General features: G+C 42.9%; 16 protein-coding genes and 1 pseudogene. 9 read left to right on the forward strand and 8 right to left on the reverse strand.

Translation table 11 applies throughout. From position 1 onward, the window contains the following. The 3 genes and pseudogenes from RMY00_RS04175 to RMY00_RS04185 form a co-directional block, all read left to right on the forward strand. Positions 1-276: pseudogene (locus RMY00_RS04175) on the forward strand (hypothetical protein); the annotation flags it as partial. 97 nt (positions 277-373) lie between these two features. Then, entirely contained in the window at positions 374-577 is a 204-nt protein-coding gene (locus RMY00_RS04180; RefSeq protein ID WP_322646339.1) for a hypothetical protein, read from the forward strand. Then, a complete protein-coding gene (locus RMY00_RS04185) occupies positions 558-911 on the forward strand; it encodes a type II toxin-antitoxin system PemK/MazF family toxin (RefSeq protein WP_322646340.1) in 354 nt (117 codons plus the stop codon). The genes RMY00_RS04180 and RMY00_RS04185 overlap by 20 nt, the downstream gene beginning before the upstream one ends. Positions 912-990: 79 nt before the next feature. Here the strand turns inward: RMY00_RS04185 and RMY00_RS04190 are convergent, their stop codons facing one another. Further along, positions 991-1,620: a DUF4126 domain-containing protein gene (locus tag RMY00_RS04190; RefSeq protein WP_322646341.1), complete on the reverse strand. Its 630-nt coding sequence runs from the start codon at positions 1,618-1,620 to the stop codon at positions 991-993. Between the two features lie 448 nt (positions 1,621-2,068). Between RMY00_RS04190 and metH the strand changes: the two genes are divergently transcribed. The 3 genes from metH to rpmB all read left to right on the forward strand — a co-directional run bounded on the left by metH (position 2,069) and on the right by rpmB (position 8,222). Continuing rightward, positions 2,069-5,596 (forward strand): methionine synthase, encoded by a 3,528-nt coding sequence (gene metH / locus RMY00_RS04195; RefSeq protein WP_322646342.1) that lies wholly within the window; start codon positions 2,069-2,071, stop codon positions 5,594-5,596. A 240-nt stretch (positions 5,597-5,836) separates the two neighbouring features. Further along, positions 5,837-7,822 carry a molecular chaperone HtpG gene (gene htpG / locus RMY00_RS04200; protein ID WP_322646343.1) on the forward strand — a complete coding sequence of 662 codons (1,986 nt, stop codon included), beginning with the start codon at positions 5,837-5,839 and terminating at the stop codon, positions 7,820-7,822. A gap of 163 nt (positions 7,823-7,985) precedes the next feature. Beyond that, positions 7,986-8,222, forward strand: coding sequence for a 50S ribosomal protein L28 (gene rpmB / locus RMY00_RS04205; protein WP_109011633.1), 237 nt, complete (start codon positions 7,986-7,988; stop codon positions 8,220-8,222). Between the two features lie 167 nt (positions 8,223-8,389). Here rpmB and RMY00_RS04210 read toward each other — a convergent pair whose 3' ends face one another. From RMY00_RS04210 to RMY00_RS04220, 3 genes are all read right to left on the reverse strand, one after another. Continuing rightward, positions 8,390-9,037 (reverse strand): Uma2 family endonuclease, encoded by a 648-nt coding sequence (locus RMY00_RS04210; protein ID WP_322646420.1) that lies wholly within the window; start codon positions 9,035-9,037, stop codon positions 8,390-8,392. A 346-nt stretch (positions 9,038-9,383) separates the two neighbouring features. Next, positions 9,384-10,901 (reverse strand): pitrilysin family protein, encoded by a 1,518-nt coding sequence (locus RMY00_RS04215; protein WP_322646344.1) that lies wholly within the window; start codon positions 10,899-10,901, stop codon positions 9,384-9,386. Positions 10,902-10,972: 71 nt separating this feature from the next. Then, positions 10,973-12,628 (reverse strand): pitrilysin family protein, encoded by a 1,656-nt coding sequence (locus tag RMY00_RS04220; protein ID WP_322646345.1) that lies wholly within the window; start codon positions 12,626-12,628, stop codon positions 10,973-10,975. A gap of 149 nt (positions 12,629-12,777) precedes the next feature. Here RMY00_RS04220 and RMY00_RS04225 point away from each other — a divergent pair, with 149 nt between their 5' ends. Beyond that, a complete protein-coding gene (locus tag RMY00_RS04225; RefSeq protein ID WP_109011630.1) occupies positions 12,778-13,392 on the forward strand; it encodes a TetR/AcrR family transcriptional regulator in 615 nt (204 codons plus the stop codon). Between the two features lie 98 nt (positions 13,393-13,490). On the opposite strand, the gene RMY00_RS04230 is transcribed toward RMY00_RS04225, so the two are convergent. Continuing rightward, complete coding sequence (locus tag RMY00_RS04230) at positions 13,491-13,937, reverse strand: DUF4332 domain-containing protein (RefSeq protein ID WP_322646346.1); 447 nt, start codon at positions 13,935-13,937, stop codon at positions 13,491-13,493. A 192-nt stretch (positions 13,938-14,129) separates the two neighbouring features. Further along, complete coding sequence (locus RMY00_RS04235) at positions 14,130-15,413, reverse strand: ankyrin repeat domain-containing protein (protein ID WP_322646347.1); 1,284 nt, start codon at positions 15,411-15,413, stop codon at positions 14,130-14,132. A 267-nt stretch (positions 15,414-15,680) separates the two neighbouring features. On the opposite strand from RMY00_RS04235, the gene RMY00_RS04240 reads away from it, so the two are divergent. Beyond that, the gene (locus RMY00_RS04240; protein ID WP_322646348.1) at positions 15,681-16,151 is read left to right on the forward strand and encodes a DUF4079 domain-containing protein; all 471 of its coding nucleotides are present in this window, start codon (positions 15,681-15,683) and stop codon (positions 16,149-16,151) included. Between the two features lie 148 nt (positions 16,152-16,299). Here RMY00_RS04240 and RMY00_RS04245 read toward each other — a convergent pair whose 3' ends face one another. Continuing rightward, complete coding sequence (locus RMY00_RS04245) at positions 16,300-16,974, reverse strand: DUF1997 domain-containing protein (protein WP_322646349.1); 675 nt, start codon at positions 16,972-16,974, stop codon at positions 16,300-16,302. Positions 16,975-17,152: 178 nt separating this feature from the next. Between RMY00_RS04245 and RMY00_RS04250 the strand changes: the two genes are divergently transcribed. Then, a complete protein-coding gene (locus tag RMY00_RS04250) occupies positions 17,153-17,809 on the forward strand; it encodes an NAD(P)H-binding protein (protein WP_322646350.1) in 657 nt (218 codons plus the stop codon). 308 nt (positions 17,810-18,117) lie between these two features. Here RMY00_RS04250 and RMY00_RS04255 read toward each other — a convergent pair. Then, positions 18,118-18,879, reverse strand: a 762-nt coding sequence (locus tag RMY00_RS04255; RefSeq protein WP_322646351.1) for a glycoside hydrolase family 19 protein, incomplete at its 5' end; no start/stop codon positions are given.

Below are 18,879 nucleotides of genomic sequence, written 5' to 3' on the forward strand. Positions count from 1 at the left end.
CACGAGTATCAAAAACTCGTCGGCGAGTATAAAAGACTCATTCACGAGTATCAAAAACTCGTCGGCGAGTATAAAAGACTCATTCACGAGTATCAAAGACTCGTCGGCGAGTATAGAAGACTCATTCACGAGTATCAAAGACTCGTCGGCGAGTATAAAAGACTCATTCACGAGTATCAAAGACTCGTCGGCGAATATAAAAAGTTCGTTCATGTAGTTCAAAGGGTACGTTACGCTTTCGCGCTAACACACCCGAAGACTGCGATCGCTTTATAATTGCGATGTCTACGACGGGCTATTCAGCATCGCACCACCAACGCTACAGGCATCGCTTTATGGCATACATTGAATATAGTTAGTAGTCGGCAATTCCATGAATATTCGTCAAGAACTTCTAAGTTTGATTGAACAACTGAATGATGAGCAGTTATCAGTATTGCTTGATTTAGCTCTTTCTTTCAAGAATGGCGAAAAATCTGTTAATCCTACTGTTGAATCTCAGGCTTATCAAGATTGGGTAAGTTCTGAAAATGATATTTACGACGAAGTATTTGCTGATGAACTTACAGCGCGGTGATGTTGTGTTGTGTCGAGTCCCCATGCCTTCAACGGGATTGGCACAGTTTAAAGTTCGCCCTGCTGTTGTAATTTCGGCAAATCACTTGAATCAAATTCTTGATGATTTGATGATTGTGCCTTGTACTTCCAACACTAATCGCCCTTTAACTGTGACGCAATATTTAATAACGGGCGATGAAATTGCCAGTGCAGGTATTAGAGTTGAGTCTGTGGTTCGCTGTGAGTCAATTTTTACATTAAATAAATCTATGATTCTCAGAAAGCTGGGTTCTCTTTCCTCTGAGGCAATTAATCAAGTGAATTTTTGTCTAATAGCGGCTTTGGAATTATAAATTACTACGATCGCTTTATAATTGCGATGTCTACGACGGGCTATTCGGTGTCGCAGCGATGAAACCAATTCATAAGCACTTATCCCAATTCTTTTGATGGAGAGACGGTTTCGTGAGCTTGAGAAGATGGTTTACTCAAGAAGAAACTCCAGATTCTTTGAATAGCAATTATTAGAAAACCAATCACAATCACTCCTGCTACCACTGGTAAAGCTAGCGCCAGCACAGATAGTCCGATTGCGACGAGCAATTCAATGGTTGACACAACTGGATTGGTTAATCCACCAGAAACGCCTGTAGAACTTATCCGCAATATATTCGTTAATCCCTGAGTTAATCCTGCGGTTCCACCACCAGCAACTAAAGCTAACGTCCATTGCACCAGTGGATTCATCTCTGGAGCAACGGATGCTGTGACGATTGTCCCGGCGATAAATGCCGCAGGAGTGGCTACAATATCCAGCAGATGGTCTAACCAAGGAATGTAATAACCGATAATTTCTAATGAACAAGCGACTGCAAAGACAATTACAGCTTGAGGTGTTTCCACCCAATCAAAGTTAGTCGGTAAATCTAAATGTCCAAAAACTGAAGCCACACTCAATGCTAGCAGTGGTACAAATACTCGAAAGCCAGCCGCCGCGCTCAAACTAATCCCCAGTAATAATTCAATAAATGTATTGAGATTGAACAAAGAATTTAAATCCATAGTAAGACTCAAGTTATACTCCTGGTGTTTTTTCCATCTTTGAGCTGAACGGAGTAACAACTCTAAGCTGTAATCCTAAGATAAGAAGCTTGGCGAAACTATTTCATCTGACTATGTGTAGAATTCAGTGAAATCCCACCTGTGTCAATACTGTGTAGGTTCTGCCTACAAGTCACCAGGATAAGCCAGCAACACCTCATGTAGAAACGCGATTTATGGCGTCTAAAAAACTGACACGTTAGAGAGACACGATAAATCGCCGTCTCTACAAGGAATTGCAAATTCTGTTATCGCTAACCTTGATAAATCAGGTCGAAATGAGCGAATAGGGAGTTTCAGCAAAACAGACTTTATTAAAAGATGCCGAAAATATCACAATCTTGGAAAATAATAAAGTAAGTCGAGTATCACAAGACTCACTTGATTTCCTCATTTCTTCTAGGAAAATATGACTCATTCTTTCCTTGAACGCCTGCGTAGTCCAGATAGCCCAGTCCTCGTCTTCGACGGGGCGATGGGAACCAACTTACAAACCCAAAATCTGACTGCTGAAGACTTCGGTGGCCCACAGTATGAAGGTTGTAACGAATACTTAGTCCACACGAAACCGGAAGCTGTCGCTAAGGTTCACCGCGACTTTCTCGCTGCTGGTGCTGATGTCATTGAAACCGATACCTTTGGCAGTACGTCCCTGGTGCTGGCAGAATATGACTTGGCAGACCAAGCCTACTACCTCAGCAAGACAGCCGCAGAATTGGCCAAGCGTGTAGCGGCGGAATTTTCCACGCCAGAAAAACCCCGGTTTGTGGCAGGTTCCATCGGCCCGACAACGAAACTTCCAACCTTGGGACATATTGACTTTGACACCATGAAAGCTACTTTTGCTGAACAAGCAGAGGCGCTGTGGGATGGTGGTGTCGATTTATTTTTGGTGGAAACTTGCCAAGATGTGCTGCAAATTAAGGCGGCGCTGAATGCCATTGAAGAGGTGTTTGCCAAAAAAGGCGATCGCAGACCGTTGATGGTGTCTGTGACAATGGAAAGCATGGGCACAATGTTAGTTGGTTCAGAAATCAGTGCTGTGCTGACAATTTTGGAACCTTACCCAATTGACATTCTCGGTCTAAACTGCGCCACAGGCCCAGACTTGATGAAACCACATATCAAGTATTTGGCAGAACATTCACCTTTCATCGTTTCCTGTATTCCCAACGCGGGTTTACCTGAGAACGTCGGCGGTCAAGCGCACTACCGCTTGACACCGTTGGAATTACGGATGTCATTGATGCATTTTGTTGAAGATTTGGGTGTCCAAGTGATTGGGGGTTGCTGTGGGACGCGTCCAGAACACATTCAACAATTGGCAGAAGTTGCTAAAGGTCTGAAGCCAAAAGTTAGACATCCTAGCTTAGAACCAGCAGCAGCATCAATTTACACCACTCAGCCTTATGACCAAGATAATTCCTTCTTGATTGTTGGTGAACGTCTCAACGCCAGTGGTTCCAAGAAGTGCCGCGATTTACTAAATGCCGAAGATTGGGATGGACTCGTTTCAATGGCGAGGGCGCAAGTCAAAGAAGGCGCACACATCCTTGATGTCAACGTCGATTATGTGGGACGCGACGGCGTGCGCGATATGCACGAATTAGTTTCGCGCATTGTTAATAATGTCACATTGCCCTTAATGCTTGACTCCACCGAATGGGAAAAGATGGAGGCGGGTTTAAAGGTTGCTGGTGGTAAGTGTTTGCTGAATTCCACCAACTACGAAGATGGGGAACCGCGCTTTTTAAAGGTGCTGGAATTAGCGAAAAAGTACGGTGCTGGTGTAGTCATTGGTACTATCGATGAAGATGGGATGGCGCGGACAGCCGAGAAAAAGTTTGCGATCGCCCAACGTGCATATCGTCAAGCTGTAGAATATGGCATACCAGCCACAGAAATATTCTTTGATACCCTAGCGTTACCAATTTCCACCGGGATTGAAGAAGACCGAGAAAACGGTAAAGCCACAATTGAAGCAATTCGGCGCATTCGTGAGGAATTGCCTGGATGTCATGTAATTTTGGGTGTATCCAATATTTCCTTTGGTTTAACTCCAGCCTCGCGGATGGTGCTAAACTCGGTGTTTTTGCACGAAGCGACAACGGCGGGAATGGATGCAGCCATTGTCAGTGCTAACAAAATTTTACCGCTCTCTAAGATTGACGCCCGCCATCAAGAAATTTGTCGGCAGTTGATTTATGATGAGCGGAAATTTGAGGGTGATGTTTGCGTTTACGATCCTTTGGGAGAGCTTACCACAGTGTTTGCCGGGGTAACAACTAAGCGCGATCGCTCCTTAGATGAAAGTCTCCCTATCTCAGAACGTCTCAAACGCCACATCATCGACGGCGAACGCATTGGCTTAGAAGAACATCTGAAAAAAGCCTTAGAAGAATATCCCCCTCTGGAAATTATCAACACCTTCTTGCTAGATGGCATGAAAGTTGTCGGGGAATTATTCGGTTCTGGACAAATGCAGTTACCCTTCGTCTTGCAATCTGCGGAAACCATGAAAGCGGCTGTTGCATTTCTAGAACCGTTTATGGAAAAATCAGAATCGGGTAACAATGCCAAAGGAACCTTTATCATTGCCACAGTCAAAGGCGATGTCCACGACATTGGTAAAAACTTGGTGGATATCATCTTATCCAACAACGGCTACAAGGTGATTAACCTGGGAATTAAGCAGCCGGTGGAAAACATCATCAACGCTTACGAACAGCACAAAGCTGATTGTATTGCCATGAGTGGTTTGCTGGTAAAATCCACCGCTTTCATGAAAGAGAATTTGGAGGTATTCAACGAAAAGGGAATTAGTGTCCCTGTGATTTTAGGTGGTGCGGCGTTGACTCCCAAGTTTGTCTATGAAGATTGTCAAAATACCTATAAAGGTAAAGTTGTTTATGGCAAAGATGCCTTTTCTGACTTGCACTTCATGGATAAATTAATGCCAGCAAAGGCTACTGGTAACTGGGAAGATTTGCAGGGATTTTTGACCGAAGTTGAAACTGCTGAAGTTTCGACAAATGGTCACAAAGAACCAAAAGCTACAACTGCTGAAGAAACATCTGCTGAACCAAAAGTAGTAGATACAAGACGTTCTGAAGCTGTGGCTGTGGATATTGAACGTCCCACACCGCCTTTCTGGGGAACAAAGTTGTTGCAGCCTAGTGATATTCCCATTGAGGAAATATTCTGGCACTTGGATTTACAAGCTTTGGTTGCTGGACAATGGCAATTCCGCAAACCAAAGGAACAATCTAAGGAAGAATATCAGGCTTTCTTAACTGAGAAAGTCTACCCAATTTTAGAAACTTGGAAACAGCGAATTATTGAAGAAAATCTGTTGCATCCCCAAGTGATTTACGGATATTTTCCTTGTCAAGCCGAGGGTAATTCTTTACATATATATGACTTAGAGAAGCAATCACAACAGGTTGCAACTTTTGAATTCCCCAGACAGAAGTCTTTAAGGCGGTTGTGCATAGCAGATTTCTTTGCACCGAAGGAATCGGGAATTATCGATGTCTTCCCCATGCAAGCGGTGACTGTAGGAGAAATTGCCACAGAGTTCGCCCAAAAGCTGTTTGCTGCTAATCAATACACCGATTATCTTTATTTCCACGGCATAGCAGTGCAGGTGGCAGAGGCTGTGGCTGAATGGACACACGCCAGAATCCGCCGCGAGTTAGGTTTTAGTGCTGAAGAACCCGACAATATTCGGGATATATTAGCACAACGCTATCGTGGCTCACGGTATAGTTTTGGGTATCCAGCTTGCCCGAATATCCAAGACCAATACAAGCAACTGGAGTTATTGCAGACTGACAGGATTAACTTGTATATGGATGAAAGTGAACAACTTTATCCAGAACAGTCTACCACTGCGATTATTGCTTACCACCCGTTAGCAAAATACTTTAGCGCGTAGAATTCTATTCCCTCAACCCTCGCCTCACTTCTGGCGAGGGTTCAAGGGGTAGGGAAATCCGAATCAGAAAATGGGGGCAAACAACGCTCAAAAAAGGTGCGATCGCCTAAGCTATGCTTTTAAAATCCTAATTGATATCATACCCTTCTGTGTTCTCCGGGTTTATCCTGGAAAACACAGGGTTAGCCTGTATTAACCACTATCATCATTTCAGATACTAACATCGAAGAATTACCAATTATGCTAGAACAAGGCACTATCAGTATTCATACTGAGAATATTTTCCCGATAATTAAAAAATCGCTTTACTCAGACCACCAAATCTTCTTGCGGGAACTCGTATCCAACGCTGTAGACGCTATCCAAAAGCTGAAAATGGTATCCCGCGCCGGAGACTACGCTGGAGATATCGGTGAACCAGAAATTGAAATTGCCATTGACAAAGATAAGAAAACCCTATCCATCTCCGATAACGGTATCGGGATGACCGCAGATGAAGTTAAGAAATATATCAATCAAGTTGCCTTTTCTAGTGCTGAAGAATTTATTCATAAGTATGAAGGCAAATCAGATCAACCGATAATTGGCCACTTCGGTCTTGGTTTTTACTCTTCCTTCATGGTGGCGCAAAAGGTAGAGATTGATACATTATCCTATCAAGAAGGAGCGCAGGCGGTTCACTGGACTTGCGATGGTTCCCCAGCTTTCACTCTAGAAGAATCGCCCCGGACAACTCGCGGCACTACTATTACTCTTAGCCTGCAAGGAGAAGAGGAGGAATTTCTAGAGACTGCACGAATTAAGAATCTTGTCAAGACTTACTGTGATTTCTTGCCAGTACCAATTAAACTTGATGGCGAAGTATTAAATAAGCAAAAAGCACCGTGGCGAGAGTCTCCAAGTAACCTGAGTCAAGAAGATTATTTAGAGTTTTATCGCTACTTGTATCCTTTTCAAGAAGAACCTCTGTTGTGGGTACATTTAAATACAGACTATCCGTTTATCATCAACGGGATTCTATATTTCCCCAAAATGAGGCCCGATGTAGATGTTACAAAAGGGCAAATCAAGCTATTTTGCAATCAAGTTTTTGTTAGCGACAACTGCGAAGAAATTATCCCGCAATTTTTGATGCCAATGCGGGGTGTGATTGATAGTACTGATATTCCCCTGAACGTATCGCGTAGTGCCTTGCAAGGCGATCGCACCGTGAAGCGAATTGGTGATTATATTGCCAAAAAAGTAGGCGATCGCCTCAAAGAACTTTTCCGCGACAACCGCGAACAATACATTAGCGCCTGGAAGGATCTTGGTACTTTCGTAAAATTCGGCGTTCTCAACGACGAGAAATTCAAAAAACAAATTGAAGATATTATCGTCTTCCGCACCACCGCCAAGCTGACAGAAAAAGTTGCTGCTGAAACTCCAGTGGTTGAAGTCCAGTCTTCAGACGGCGATGCTTGGCAAGATGTGACTCCTTCACCTAGTTCTGACTCAGTACCTAGCGCTCCTTACACCACACTCAAAGAGTATTTAGAACGTAACAAAGAACGTAACGAGAACCGGGTTTTCTACAGCACTGATGAAGCAACCCAAGCAACATACATAGAACTGCACAAAAATCAAGGATTGGAAGTCCTATTTATGGACTCCTTCATCGACACCCACTTTATCAACTTCCTAGAGCGGGAATATAAGGATGTCAAATTTACACGGGTGGACTCTGACTTAGATAATACCCTGTTGGAACAAGACAAAGCTACGGAAATTGTTGATCCGAAGACGAATAAAACTCGGAGTGAGACAATCAAAGAGTTATTTGAAAAATCTCTCAACAAACCCAAACTCAACATCCGTACCGAAGCTTTGAAATCAGACGATCCTCATGGTACACCACCTGCGATCGTTCTTCTACCAGAGATTCTCCGCCGGATGCGGGAAATGAACGCCATGATGCAGCAGCAGTCAGTAGAATTTCCCGAAGATCACGTTTTGCTAGTAAATACTGCTCATCCGTTGATTCAAAATCTGGCAAATCTTAACCAAGGTACTATTATTCAAGGTAACGGTCAATCGTCTACAGATCAGTTAGTGAACTTGATTTGCCAACACGTTTACGATTTAGCGCTCATGTCTCAGAAAGGATTTGACGCTGAGGGAATGAAATCTTTTGTCGAGCGATCGAATGAGGTACTCACTAAGCTGACAGAACAAGCTAGTAAGTAAGAAAATTTAGGAGTACAGACGCGATTAATCGCGTCTGTATAAGAGTTAGGAGTTATTTCTCCCTCTGCTTCCCCTGCTCCCTTATCTCCCTACTCCCCACTTCTGTTGCCTAAGACCTAAAATGGAAAGGCTGTATTAAAATAACAATCTGGAGATACTTGCTATGTCGCGTCGCTGTGAACTAACTGGTAAGAAGGCAAATAACGCCTTTGCTGTTTCCCACTCCCACCGCCGTACTAAACGCCTTCAGCACGCTAATCTGCAAAGCAAGCGTGTTTGGTGGGAAGCCGGAAATCGTTGGGTGAAGTTAAAGCTGTCTACCAAAGCAATCAAAACCCTACAGATTAATGGGTTAGAAGCAATGGCAAAAGAAGCTGGAATTAACTTAAATCATTACTAATTGACGCTCCCACGGCTTCAAGCCGTGGGATTCTTGGTTCACCGAGCCGACTTGTCTGAACGTTACCAGATCAAAATAGAGGTCGAAGTTAAGCATATATCTACCTAAAATTAATTACGAATTACGTAGCTTGCTTCTTGCCGGAGGCGAATATTACGAATTACGAATTATTGCTGTTGTATCTGCTTTTTTACCCAAAGACGAAAAGCCTTGAGCGTTGCATTTCTGCCTGCTGTTGTACTTTGCTCAAGATATTTGGGAATCGTTTCAATTAATGGGAATACAGGAAAATTTAGGCTTTGCTGAGACTCTATATAATACCCGTTTTGCAGAACATTAATTTGGAGCTTTCCTTTATCAAAACGCCAAAGCTCAGGTACTTTTAAAGCTTCATAGATATTAGGATGAGTGCGAGAAGTAATATCAATTTCTAGAGCTAAATCTGGAGGGGGGTCTACTGTTAAATCTAGCCGCTTCTTGCCGCGAATCTTGGATTCATTTTTTATATAGAAACACTGGTCAGGTTCTATACCTTTAGCCATTACTTGGTTTTTGAAAGTCGTAGAACCAAGACTAATAAACTCAGTATTTAGCTCTTCCAAAAGGGCTTTAACTAAATCCCCAATAATTTCTTTGTCATATTCATGTTCTGGCAGTGGTGCCATAATCTCTAGTATTCCCCTGTCATAAGCAATTCGTGCAGCACGATGCTCTCCTAAATCCTCTAAAATTGCTTCCAATTCCTGCCAGGTTACATCTCTCAGTAGCACTCTTTGTCCTGGTGGGACATGGATGCGCTTTAATTCCAACAACATCATTTCCACTCCCAGTAGCTCCAACCTAAATTTAGCTTACTTCAGTTAATGCAAAAATTGTTTGCTGCAATTTTCCGATGCTTGGATTCGCAGCAGTTTGTCGTCAGATATCGCCTGCTTAAAAAGCCCTTTTTTGAAGTGTATGGGGCGATCGCGTCCTAAAAAAGCGTAATTAAAAAAAAACCTCTGGAAACTCCAGAGGCTTTGGTTCCTGATTTAGTTTCTACTGGTTACTACAATTTGTCCTCACTCATTTCCCGATAATCAAGGAAATTATCACAAGTACTTATAACATCACGCTGATTACCAGGAAATCTAGAGGAGGATACCTTGCTAATAGCGCAAATTAATTCTTTACCTGTGGCTGCGAACCAGGAATCGTTACATCTATTGGTGTCACCTTTGCTGCTAGCTGCGTCAATGGCGGTTGAATAGCGGTTTGATTCCCCACCACTAGAGTCACGATCTTTTCTGGTTTAAGGTATTCTCGTGCTACTCGTTGCACATCAGCAGCTGTGGTGGCGGCGACGGCTTTTTGATAGCGAAAGAGAAAATCAGCAGGATAACCGTAATATTCGTATCGCATCAACCGTGATAAGGTTTGTGCAGGATCTTGAAAGTTAAATACAAAGGAGTTGAGTGTAGACTCTTTGGCAAAAGCTAGTTCTTTTGCTGTAACTCTTTGAGTTTGGATGCGCTTGATTTCATCTTGTAAGGCTTTGACAAACTGGATAGTAGCATCCGATCGCGTTTCTCCACCAGCAATAAACATGCCAGGATAGTCGAAACGAGGACTCCACTCGCCATAAACTGAGTAAGCTAAACCTTGACGCGATCGCACTTCATTAAATAAGCGTCCGCCAAATCCATTTAACACTCCATTCAATACATCCAGCGCCGGATAATCAGGATTGTCAAACCGTCCACCTAAATGGCCGATAAGCACACTACTTTGCGTTAATTGTGGCTGATTGACAAAAAAGACTCCACCTGTGTTAACTGGCGAAACATTAGGTAATTTGGGTTTAGCAATACCTGGGTTACGGTTCCAATCGCCAAAATTAGCTTGAATGAGCGATCGCATTTTCTTGGAATCAAAATCTCCCACAATCCCCAAAATCATATTATTGGGGTGGAAATATTGCTGATAAAACTTGAGCAAATCCTCACGCTCAATTTGATCCACTGTTGCATACTCTATCGTGCGAGCATAAGGACTATCTTTCCCATAGATCAATTTCTTAAATTCTCGACTAGCAATACTATCTGGATTGTCATTACGACGAGCAATGCCACCCTTAGCTTGTGTCTTAGCCAAGTCTAGCTTTTCTTGAGCAAATACTGGCGATCGTAGCACCTCGGCAAACAGCCCAAACACTGTTTCTAAATCTTCACTGAGTGCGTCAAAGTTAGTATTACCAGAAGCTTCGCCAATACTAGCTTCCACTGATGCCGCGCGTTGTTCCAACATCTCGTTGAGTTCATCACCTGAATGCTTCTTAGTTCCTCCAGTTCGCATCACCGCACCTGTAAAACCAGCTAAACCAACTTTCTGTTGTGGTTCCAAGCGATTTCCTGTTCGCACAAACGCCGTTCCATTCACCAATGGCAATTCGTGATCTTCCATTAAATAGACAACCAAGCCGTTTTGAAGAACAAACCGCTCATACTTGGGTATTTTAATTTCAGGTAGCGGTGGTAACTGCAACTCTGTATAATGCTTTGCCTCAGCCGTCGCCGCCAGAGAAAAATTACAAGTTAAAAGTAAACATGCAAATACACCAATCAAAGCATAAATTAACCCTTTCCCATTTTTGATTTTGAACACTATCTGCTTTTTACCCTTCACTTTATACCTCTGCATATCTCTCTTCCTTTGCGCCCTCTGCGCCTCTGCGGTAGCCTACAGCAAGCCGCTTTGCGTCTACGTTTCTCTTAAGCTTGTTTCGATAACAACTTACCAATCGTGCGATTCTCAGCCCTAAACGCCTCTTTTGCCACCCGCACAATATCAGCCGTAGTTACCGCCGAAATATCATCCAGCTGCTTAAATAAATTCCGCCAAGAGCCAGTTTTCACCTCATATTCCAACAATTGTTGAGCCATCCCCATATTTGAATCGAGGGTACGTAACAAACCCGCCCGTGCTTGGGTTTTCACTCGTTCCAAATCAACCGTTGCTACAGGCTCAGTTTTTAATTTGTCGATTTCTTGGCGCAAAGCCACCGCCAGCTCATCAACCGTATGACCAGGAGCCGTGAGAGCATAGAATAACATGAGGTTTGGGTACTTATCTCCAGGAAATCCGCTAAAACCTTGAGCATTTAGCGCCAAACGCTGCTTTTCTACTAAAGACTTATACAACCGCGATGTGCGCCCATCACTTAATAAACTACCAATGATTTCATAGACTGCATTATCTGGATGGGTAATTGCCGGACGATGATAACCTTCTAAATACCAGGGTTGAGAAGGTAGCTGCAAAGTAACTTCTCGTGTTTGTTGTTGTGACGGTTCCACCGGGATTTCTTCAACAGCTTTGGTTTTTGCCGGATAGCGACCAAAATAAGTTTGCGCCAGTTTTTTTACTTCAGCCGGGTTAATATCTCCGACAATGGCAATGGTTAAATTACTTGGTACGTAGTGAGTATCAAAAAACTTTTGCACATCGTCAGGTGTCAGATTGCGGATATCTTCGTCATAACCAATCACCGGACGCCTGTATGGATGAACTTTGTAAGCAGTATCAATAAATTTCTCCACCATTAATCCAATGGGTGAATTTTCCACCCGCATCCGTCGCTCCTCTAAAATTACATCTTTCTCTTTATAAAACTCACGACGAATTACAGGATCGAGAAATCGTTCCGATTCCAGCGACATCCAAAGTTCCAATTTATTCGCAGGAAAGCTGTACAAATAACGAGTAGCTTCAGTTGAAGTATTGGCATTTAAACCCACGCCTCCCGCTTGTTCGACAATTTGCCCCAATTCGTTTTGCTTAACAAGCTTGGCTGCTTGCGCTTCCACTCGCTTAAATTCAGCTTCTAACCGAGCAACTTCATCTTTTTTGCCATCGGCTTTTGCTGTTTTAATTTGGCCATCTAGTCGTTCTAAGGTTTCTAATAAAGGTTTTTCTGCCTTGTAGTCTTCTGTACCAATGCGCGTTGTCCCTTTAAACGCCAAATGTTCCAGAAAGTGAGCTACACCAGTTTTGCCATCTGGCTCATCCACACCACCGACATTGGCATAAGTAATAAAAGACACTACAGGCGCTTGATGTCGTTCCAAAACAATGAATTTTAGACCATTGTTGAGGCGAAACTCCGTTAACTCCTTGATAACTCGATTCAGATAAGGTTGGATCGAACTTTGAACTGGTGGAGTTTGAGTTTTTGTAGGTTGCAGCACTCTTTGAGGAGGGGGTGCGGTCTGAGTTTGAGCCAGAGCAATTTCTGGCAGCAATCCCCACCAGAGGATAATCAAAGCCAACAAAGCGACAAACAACCGCCGCAATATGACAGATACTTTATCTGACCAACCCAAAATCCCCAATCTAAAAACTAAAATTGACCAAATGATCTGGTTCATAAGCAAAAATTAAGATAAAGTTACACTACCTAAAAAACTAGGTACTTAGCAAAAAAACGTTAATCTTGTATTAAGCTTGTTAGGCTTTTTTACTTGACGTTAGACAATAATGCTACAAATCGTGTTCCGCAAATTTCACCAAAACTGTTATGCGAGTTTTTAATTCTTCCCCACCCTCAGAAGCTCAGACGCGCACCCGGATTTTGCAGGCAGCACAACGGTTGTTCGCCGCTCAGGGATTTGACGGTACTACCACCCGTGATTTAGCACAGGCGGCAGGTGTAGCTGAAGGGACTCTATTTCGTCATTTTGCCAATAAAAAGGCAATTTTGGTGGAAGTAGCAACGAGTGGATGGGTGGAGATTCTCACAGATTTGCTGACAGAATTAAGTGAAATGGGCAGCTATAAAGCCGTAGCTCAGGTGATGCGTCGCCGGATGTGGAACTTCCAAAAAAATGCCGATTTAATGCGCGTTTGTTTTATGGAGGTGCAGTTTCACCCCGACTTGCGCGATCGCATTCAATTAGAAGTCATTACCAAAATGTCCGATGTGGGCGAAGCATTTTTTCAAACAGCGATGGATAAAGGCATTTATCGCAAAATGGACGCCAAGCTAGTAGCAAAAGTTTTTTTAGGAATGTTTGCGATCGCAGGTTTTTCCAACAACACCCTCATGGAACCTGATGCCTCCCCTCAACAAATGCAGGAAATGGCAGAAGGACTTGCTGATATCTTCCTTAATGGTGTTTTAGCCAAAGATTAGGGAGTAGTGAGTAGGGAGTGGGGAGTAGGGAATAAATAAGTAAGACACTTCTTCAATAATTCTTTCTTGTCCCCTTGTCCCCTTGTCTTCCCTGCCTCCTACTCCCCATTCCCCACTATTTTCGCTTGTTGACTCCATTGTTGTACTAATTCAATCGCTGGACACAAATCTCGTCGCTGCATTGTTGCTACTTGCAAGCGCATAATTTGTTGGTGCAATCTGTGAGTGGGAGTCTGAGCCAACTGCGCCACAGAACCAATACCTGCATGGAGCAATAAACCACAATATTGTATGCCTACACTGGGAATACGCGCTAAGTCAGCTAAAGCCATCCATTTATTTACATACTGAAGATGAATCTGTAGTTTATTTGCTAATGCTAGTCTTTTCTCTAGAGTTTTCCCTTGTTTGATTAGCACTACTGTACTAGGAATTCCACAATCGTGCAGTTGAGATTGTTCTTCATGGCTTAGTCCAGGTAATTGCTCAATTGGCCAATCACGAGATTGGATACGATTTTGATTATTTGTATTTTTAGCAGACATTTTTGAAATTAAAATATAGGCTTATTTAGATATTGTGACAGGAACAAGACGCGATCGCCTCGCATCGCCTCTGACGTTAAAATGGGCGTAAAATCTCTCCGAATTTGCTTGTCTACGGTGATTGCAGCAAGTTTATGACCCTGATTCCAAAAAGCACAGCCTAGTAAACAAAAGATTTTAGATGGCTATTAGCTATTCTTGCGCCCCACCTTTTTGCAGGCTCCGCACAACATTTTTATAACCATTAAATTCTGCAATCATTAAAGCAGTATAACCACCCCGGTTTTTCAAATTCACATCTGCCCCAGCTTGCAGTAACAACTGCACAATTTCGCCGTAACCTGCTGAAGCAGCCCACATCAATGCTGTTGCTTTCGCTGAGTCTTGAAAATTCACATCTGCTCCCTTTGCCAGCAACAAGTGTATTATCTCCGTGTGCTTGCGTTCGGTTGCCTTGATCAAAGCAGTTTTACCATCATCGTCCGCAGTGTTGGCATCAGCACCATACTCTAGCAGCACTTTCACTGTTTGAGTGTGTCCCTGTGATGCAGCCAGTGTCAAAGGTACTTCACCGAGGTTTTTCTCAGTAATATTTGCCCCGGAATGCAACAATGCTTCAACGATATGGCTGTGTCCTTGCAATGCTGCTACAAGCAGTGGCGTATCACCAAGGTGGTTCCTAATTTGGACATCTGCACCCCTGTTAAGTAACACTTGCACAACATCAATGTAGCCTTCCACAACGGCAAGGTGTAGGGCTGTTTCACCATCTTGGTCTTGGAGATTAATTTGGGCACCTCGATTTAGTAAAGCTGCTGCGATCGCACTGTGTCCAGCGGCCGCTGCTGCCGATAGGGCAGTTCCACCATCGGCGTTTCTCACATTCACATCAGCCCCGGCTGCTAGCAATGCTTCCACAACCTGCAAATGTCCCAAATCTGCCGCTAATGTTAAAAGTGTCTCACCTTCCTCATCTCGGATATTGACATCAACACCAGTTTGGAGAATTGCTTGTAAAACTTCTATTTGTCCCTGCTTAATGGCGAGTTTCAAGGCAGTATCATCATCTTTATCTGCGATATCCACCTTTGCACCAGCAGCCAATAAAACTCGCACTACATCGACATGACCTTTAACTACAGCTGCCATTAAAGCTGTGCTGCCATCTTCATTAGTGGCATTGACATCAGCACCTTTAGATAGTAGAAGCTGCAAAATGTCAAGTTGTTTGGCACTAGCCGCCAACATCAAAGCCGTCAAACCATAGAGTTTTCTGGGCAAGTTGATATTTGCCCCAGCATCTAATAGCGATCGCACAATTTCGGTATAACCTAAATTAGCAGCAAACATTAACGCCGTCGTGCCTTGGCGATCGCACGCGTCCACCCTCGCGCCAGCAGCCAGTAGCGCACTCAGACCCTTAATATCGCCGCTTTTGGCAGCTTTTAGCAGCAAAGTATCGTTGTTTTCAGTCATAGATGAGATCCCACACAGGGGGTTTTGTTCGTCTACCCTCAAAATTTAGTCTGAGATTGTTTATCCACTTTGGCAAGAGGTTTATGCAATTCAAAATTTACTCATTCTAAATTCAAATTCAATAAAAGCAGTCTTGGCAAACATTCTGGCTGTTGGGTTGATAAAAATTATTCTCTTTCTTAGTCTCTTTTAATTTGTGCAACCTTAAGCACAGAAAATAGAATTATGCTAATTTTTATGAAGATTTTATAATTAGGCGAGAACACGATGAGTCTGGAACTTTCCACGTCGGTGAAATATTGGCTGAATTTCCTTCATCCGGTGCTAATGTGGGCGCTATTAGTAGTTTCAATTTATGCAGCCTACTTAGGGTTGCAAGTACAGCGTACCAGAAATGCTCAGGGGGAAGAAAAGAAAGAACTGATTAAAGGTAAATATAACGTCAGACACTACCAAATCGGATCTATACTCCTAGCTTTGATGGTGGTAGGTGCAATTGGAGGGATGGGTGTCACCTACATCAATAATGGCAAATTATTTGTCGCGCCTCACCTGCTAGCAGGACTGGGTATGACGGGTATGATTGCATTTTCTGCTGCTTTGTCGCCTTATATGCAAAAAGGGGCAAATTGGGCACGAGCAACTCATATTCTGGTGAATTTTACTCTTTTGGGGCTTTTTGCTTGGCAGGCTGTCACCGGCGTGCAAATTGTCCAAAGAATTCTCACTAAAGCTTAGTCCTTGTCATTTGTCCTCTCTTACAAAGTCTGAGTGGAGGAAACCTCCGCTCAACGCCAGTTCGCCCAAGTCGGGAAACCCGCCCAAGCGACTGGCTCGACTTTGCGATTTGTTATTTGTGTATGAGCAATGACAAAGGACTATTGACTCAGTGCTTTTGTTTAGAATTAGCAGGAAAGGGTATTTCTAAAGATTTCTGAAAATCTTGCTGAACTTTGCGGGTTAAACGACGGGAGACTTGGCGGACAATTTGGTTAAGTAAGCGATCGCCTGTAGATTGAATTATAGACTTGGGTAATCGCTGAATAAACCTGGGAAAGTGCAAATCAACTATTAAATCTAATTCCCATTCAACTCTGGTAATTTCACCAATACTACTGGAATTATTATTTTCTATTAACTGTAGAGATGCCCGATAGTCTACGTCATAACCAGGCGGTTGGTAGTCAGGAATAGGAATTGTACGGATGCGGTAAATACCCTCGTCTGGAGGCAACAATTCCAAACCAATTTTAGGTTCTACATCATAACCAAAAGCACCAAAACGGCCAATTACTAAAGCGTAGCCATTTTCCCCAAGTGATTGCACCTTCATCGGTTCAGCACAACGCGAAAACCATGAGGCATGATTATTAAGATACTGGGCAACCTTCTCTGCTGGGGCAGGCATTTCCATAAAATCTTGATAACGGCCGTAAAATTTTGTGACCGTCGCTACATTTGCTTCTATTAATGTGTCCTCGGCTGCTTCATGGCTGGAGGTTACAGGTAAAACTGCTTCTGTTATTTCCCAAGATTTATATTCGCTTTGTCTTGAAAGCATAAATGCATTAATGTATATTTAAACGTTCGTCTATATTAATAATTCCCCACGTACCTGGGTCATTTCACACTAATATCTCATTTTTACCAAAACCTCATTAATCTACCATCAAGTCCATAGAATTACTAAAATAAAGAATTAAACAAGCACACAATAGTTTCCCAGGATAGCATTTCTCATGAAAGCATTTGTAGCAGGGGCAACAGGTGAAACAGGTCGCCGGATTGTGCAAGAGTTGATAGCGCGGAATATTCCCGTCCGTGCTTTAGTGCGAGATATAGAAAAAGCTAGGGGTATTCTCTCTCCTGAGGCTGAATTAGTGGTAGGCGACGTATTACAACCAGAAAGTTTAACTGCTGCGTTGGGAGATAGCACAGTTTTGTTGGTTGCTACTGGGGCAAAACCTAGTTTTGACCCCACTGGCCCCTATAAAGTAGATTTTGAAGGGACTAAAAATTTAGTAGAAGCTGCTAAAGCAAAAGGAATTGAGCATTTTGTCTTAGTTTCTTCTTTGTGTACTTCGCAGTTATTCCATCCACTGAACTTGTTTTGGCTGATTTTAGTATGGAAAAAGCAAGCTGAAGAGTATATTCAGAAAAGTGGTCTTACCTATACGATTGTGCGACCTGGTGGATTGAAGAATGAAGATAACTCCGACGCGATCGTGATGCAGAGTGGTGATACACTGTTTGACGGTAGTATACCCAGGCAAAAAGTCGCCCAAGTTGCTGTTGAGGCGCTGTTTGAAGCAGATGCACGCAATAAAATTGTCGAGATTGTTGCCAAACCGGAAGCAGCCTCAAAAAGCTTTAAGGAGTTATTTCAACAGTGCTGATATTATACAAGATTCTATTCTTCAAAGTTATCAGCTCACATCTTCATTAGAAGCTATTCCTGTGCCTACGCACTTTGTCAAGTAGCTTGCTTCATCTAAATTGACCGCCCCTTGATTCAACTGTAAGGCTTCATTCCATCCCACAGGTAAAAGGGTTTAGCAATGCTAAACCCCTACACTGATTAACGATAGACGAGCGATCGCTCTCTCATTCACAATAAAAAGCGATTTGCCTTCTTATTTCCTTTATCTTCACAAAGAGCGATCGCTTGACAAATAACTAGCAAGTAATTACAGAGCAATTGTTGCTAAACAATTCGGGCTTTTGCTTTGTTAACGTAGTTGATAAATCGATCCCATCCGTTAAGTCCCCCGTTGACCCCTCGACGTACAGCCTGCCAATCTTCTCGGTTAGCTGCTGCTGAAATACCTCTATTTACAAAGTAAAGAGCTAGAATGCGTGCAGCAATTTTAGCATCGAGAGCTAATTCAGGATGATTAACCAGGTCGACTCCTAGACGATCTCCATAGGTCTTATAATTACTCCGACCAGTTAACTGAATAAATCCCCGACCGTGATATTTTGCGCCATCACCAGAGTAAATATTGCCTAAGTCTTTACGTCCTTCATACATTCGGGTGAAGTACGCATTATTACCATACTCATTAATAGGTTCAAAAGAACCGACTTCTGTAGCGACAGTGGCAATTGCGGCAATAACAGTGTTTTTGTTATAGATATTAAACTCTTTCAAAGCGTCCAAAATTCCTGATAGATAGGTTTGGACATTCTGTTTATACCCTCCAATAATATCTGTCACAATTTCAGTTGAGATACTAAGTGTGCCAGGTTGTATATTTTCACTTTTTCCATCTGTTGCTAAAGAAACAAACACGGAACTAGCACCAAAACCAACAATATCAGCTTTCTTATCCCCATTTATATCAGCTAACATTCGAGGATAATCATTATTGTTAGTCCAACCTCCATTGTTTTGCGTAAACCCCGCTTCTGCTGGAGATGAACTAATTGCGTTTTGGAATGTGCCATTTCCATTACTCAGAGAAAC

It is taken from the genome of Nostoc sp. ChiVER01 (genome assembly GCF_034531155.1).
GTDB lineage: Bacteria > Cyanobacteriota > Cyanobacteriia > Cyanobacteriales > Nostocaceae > Nostoc.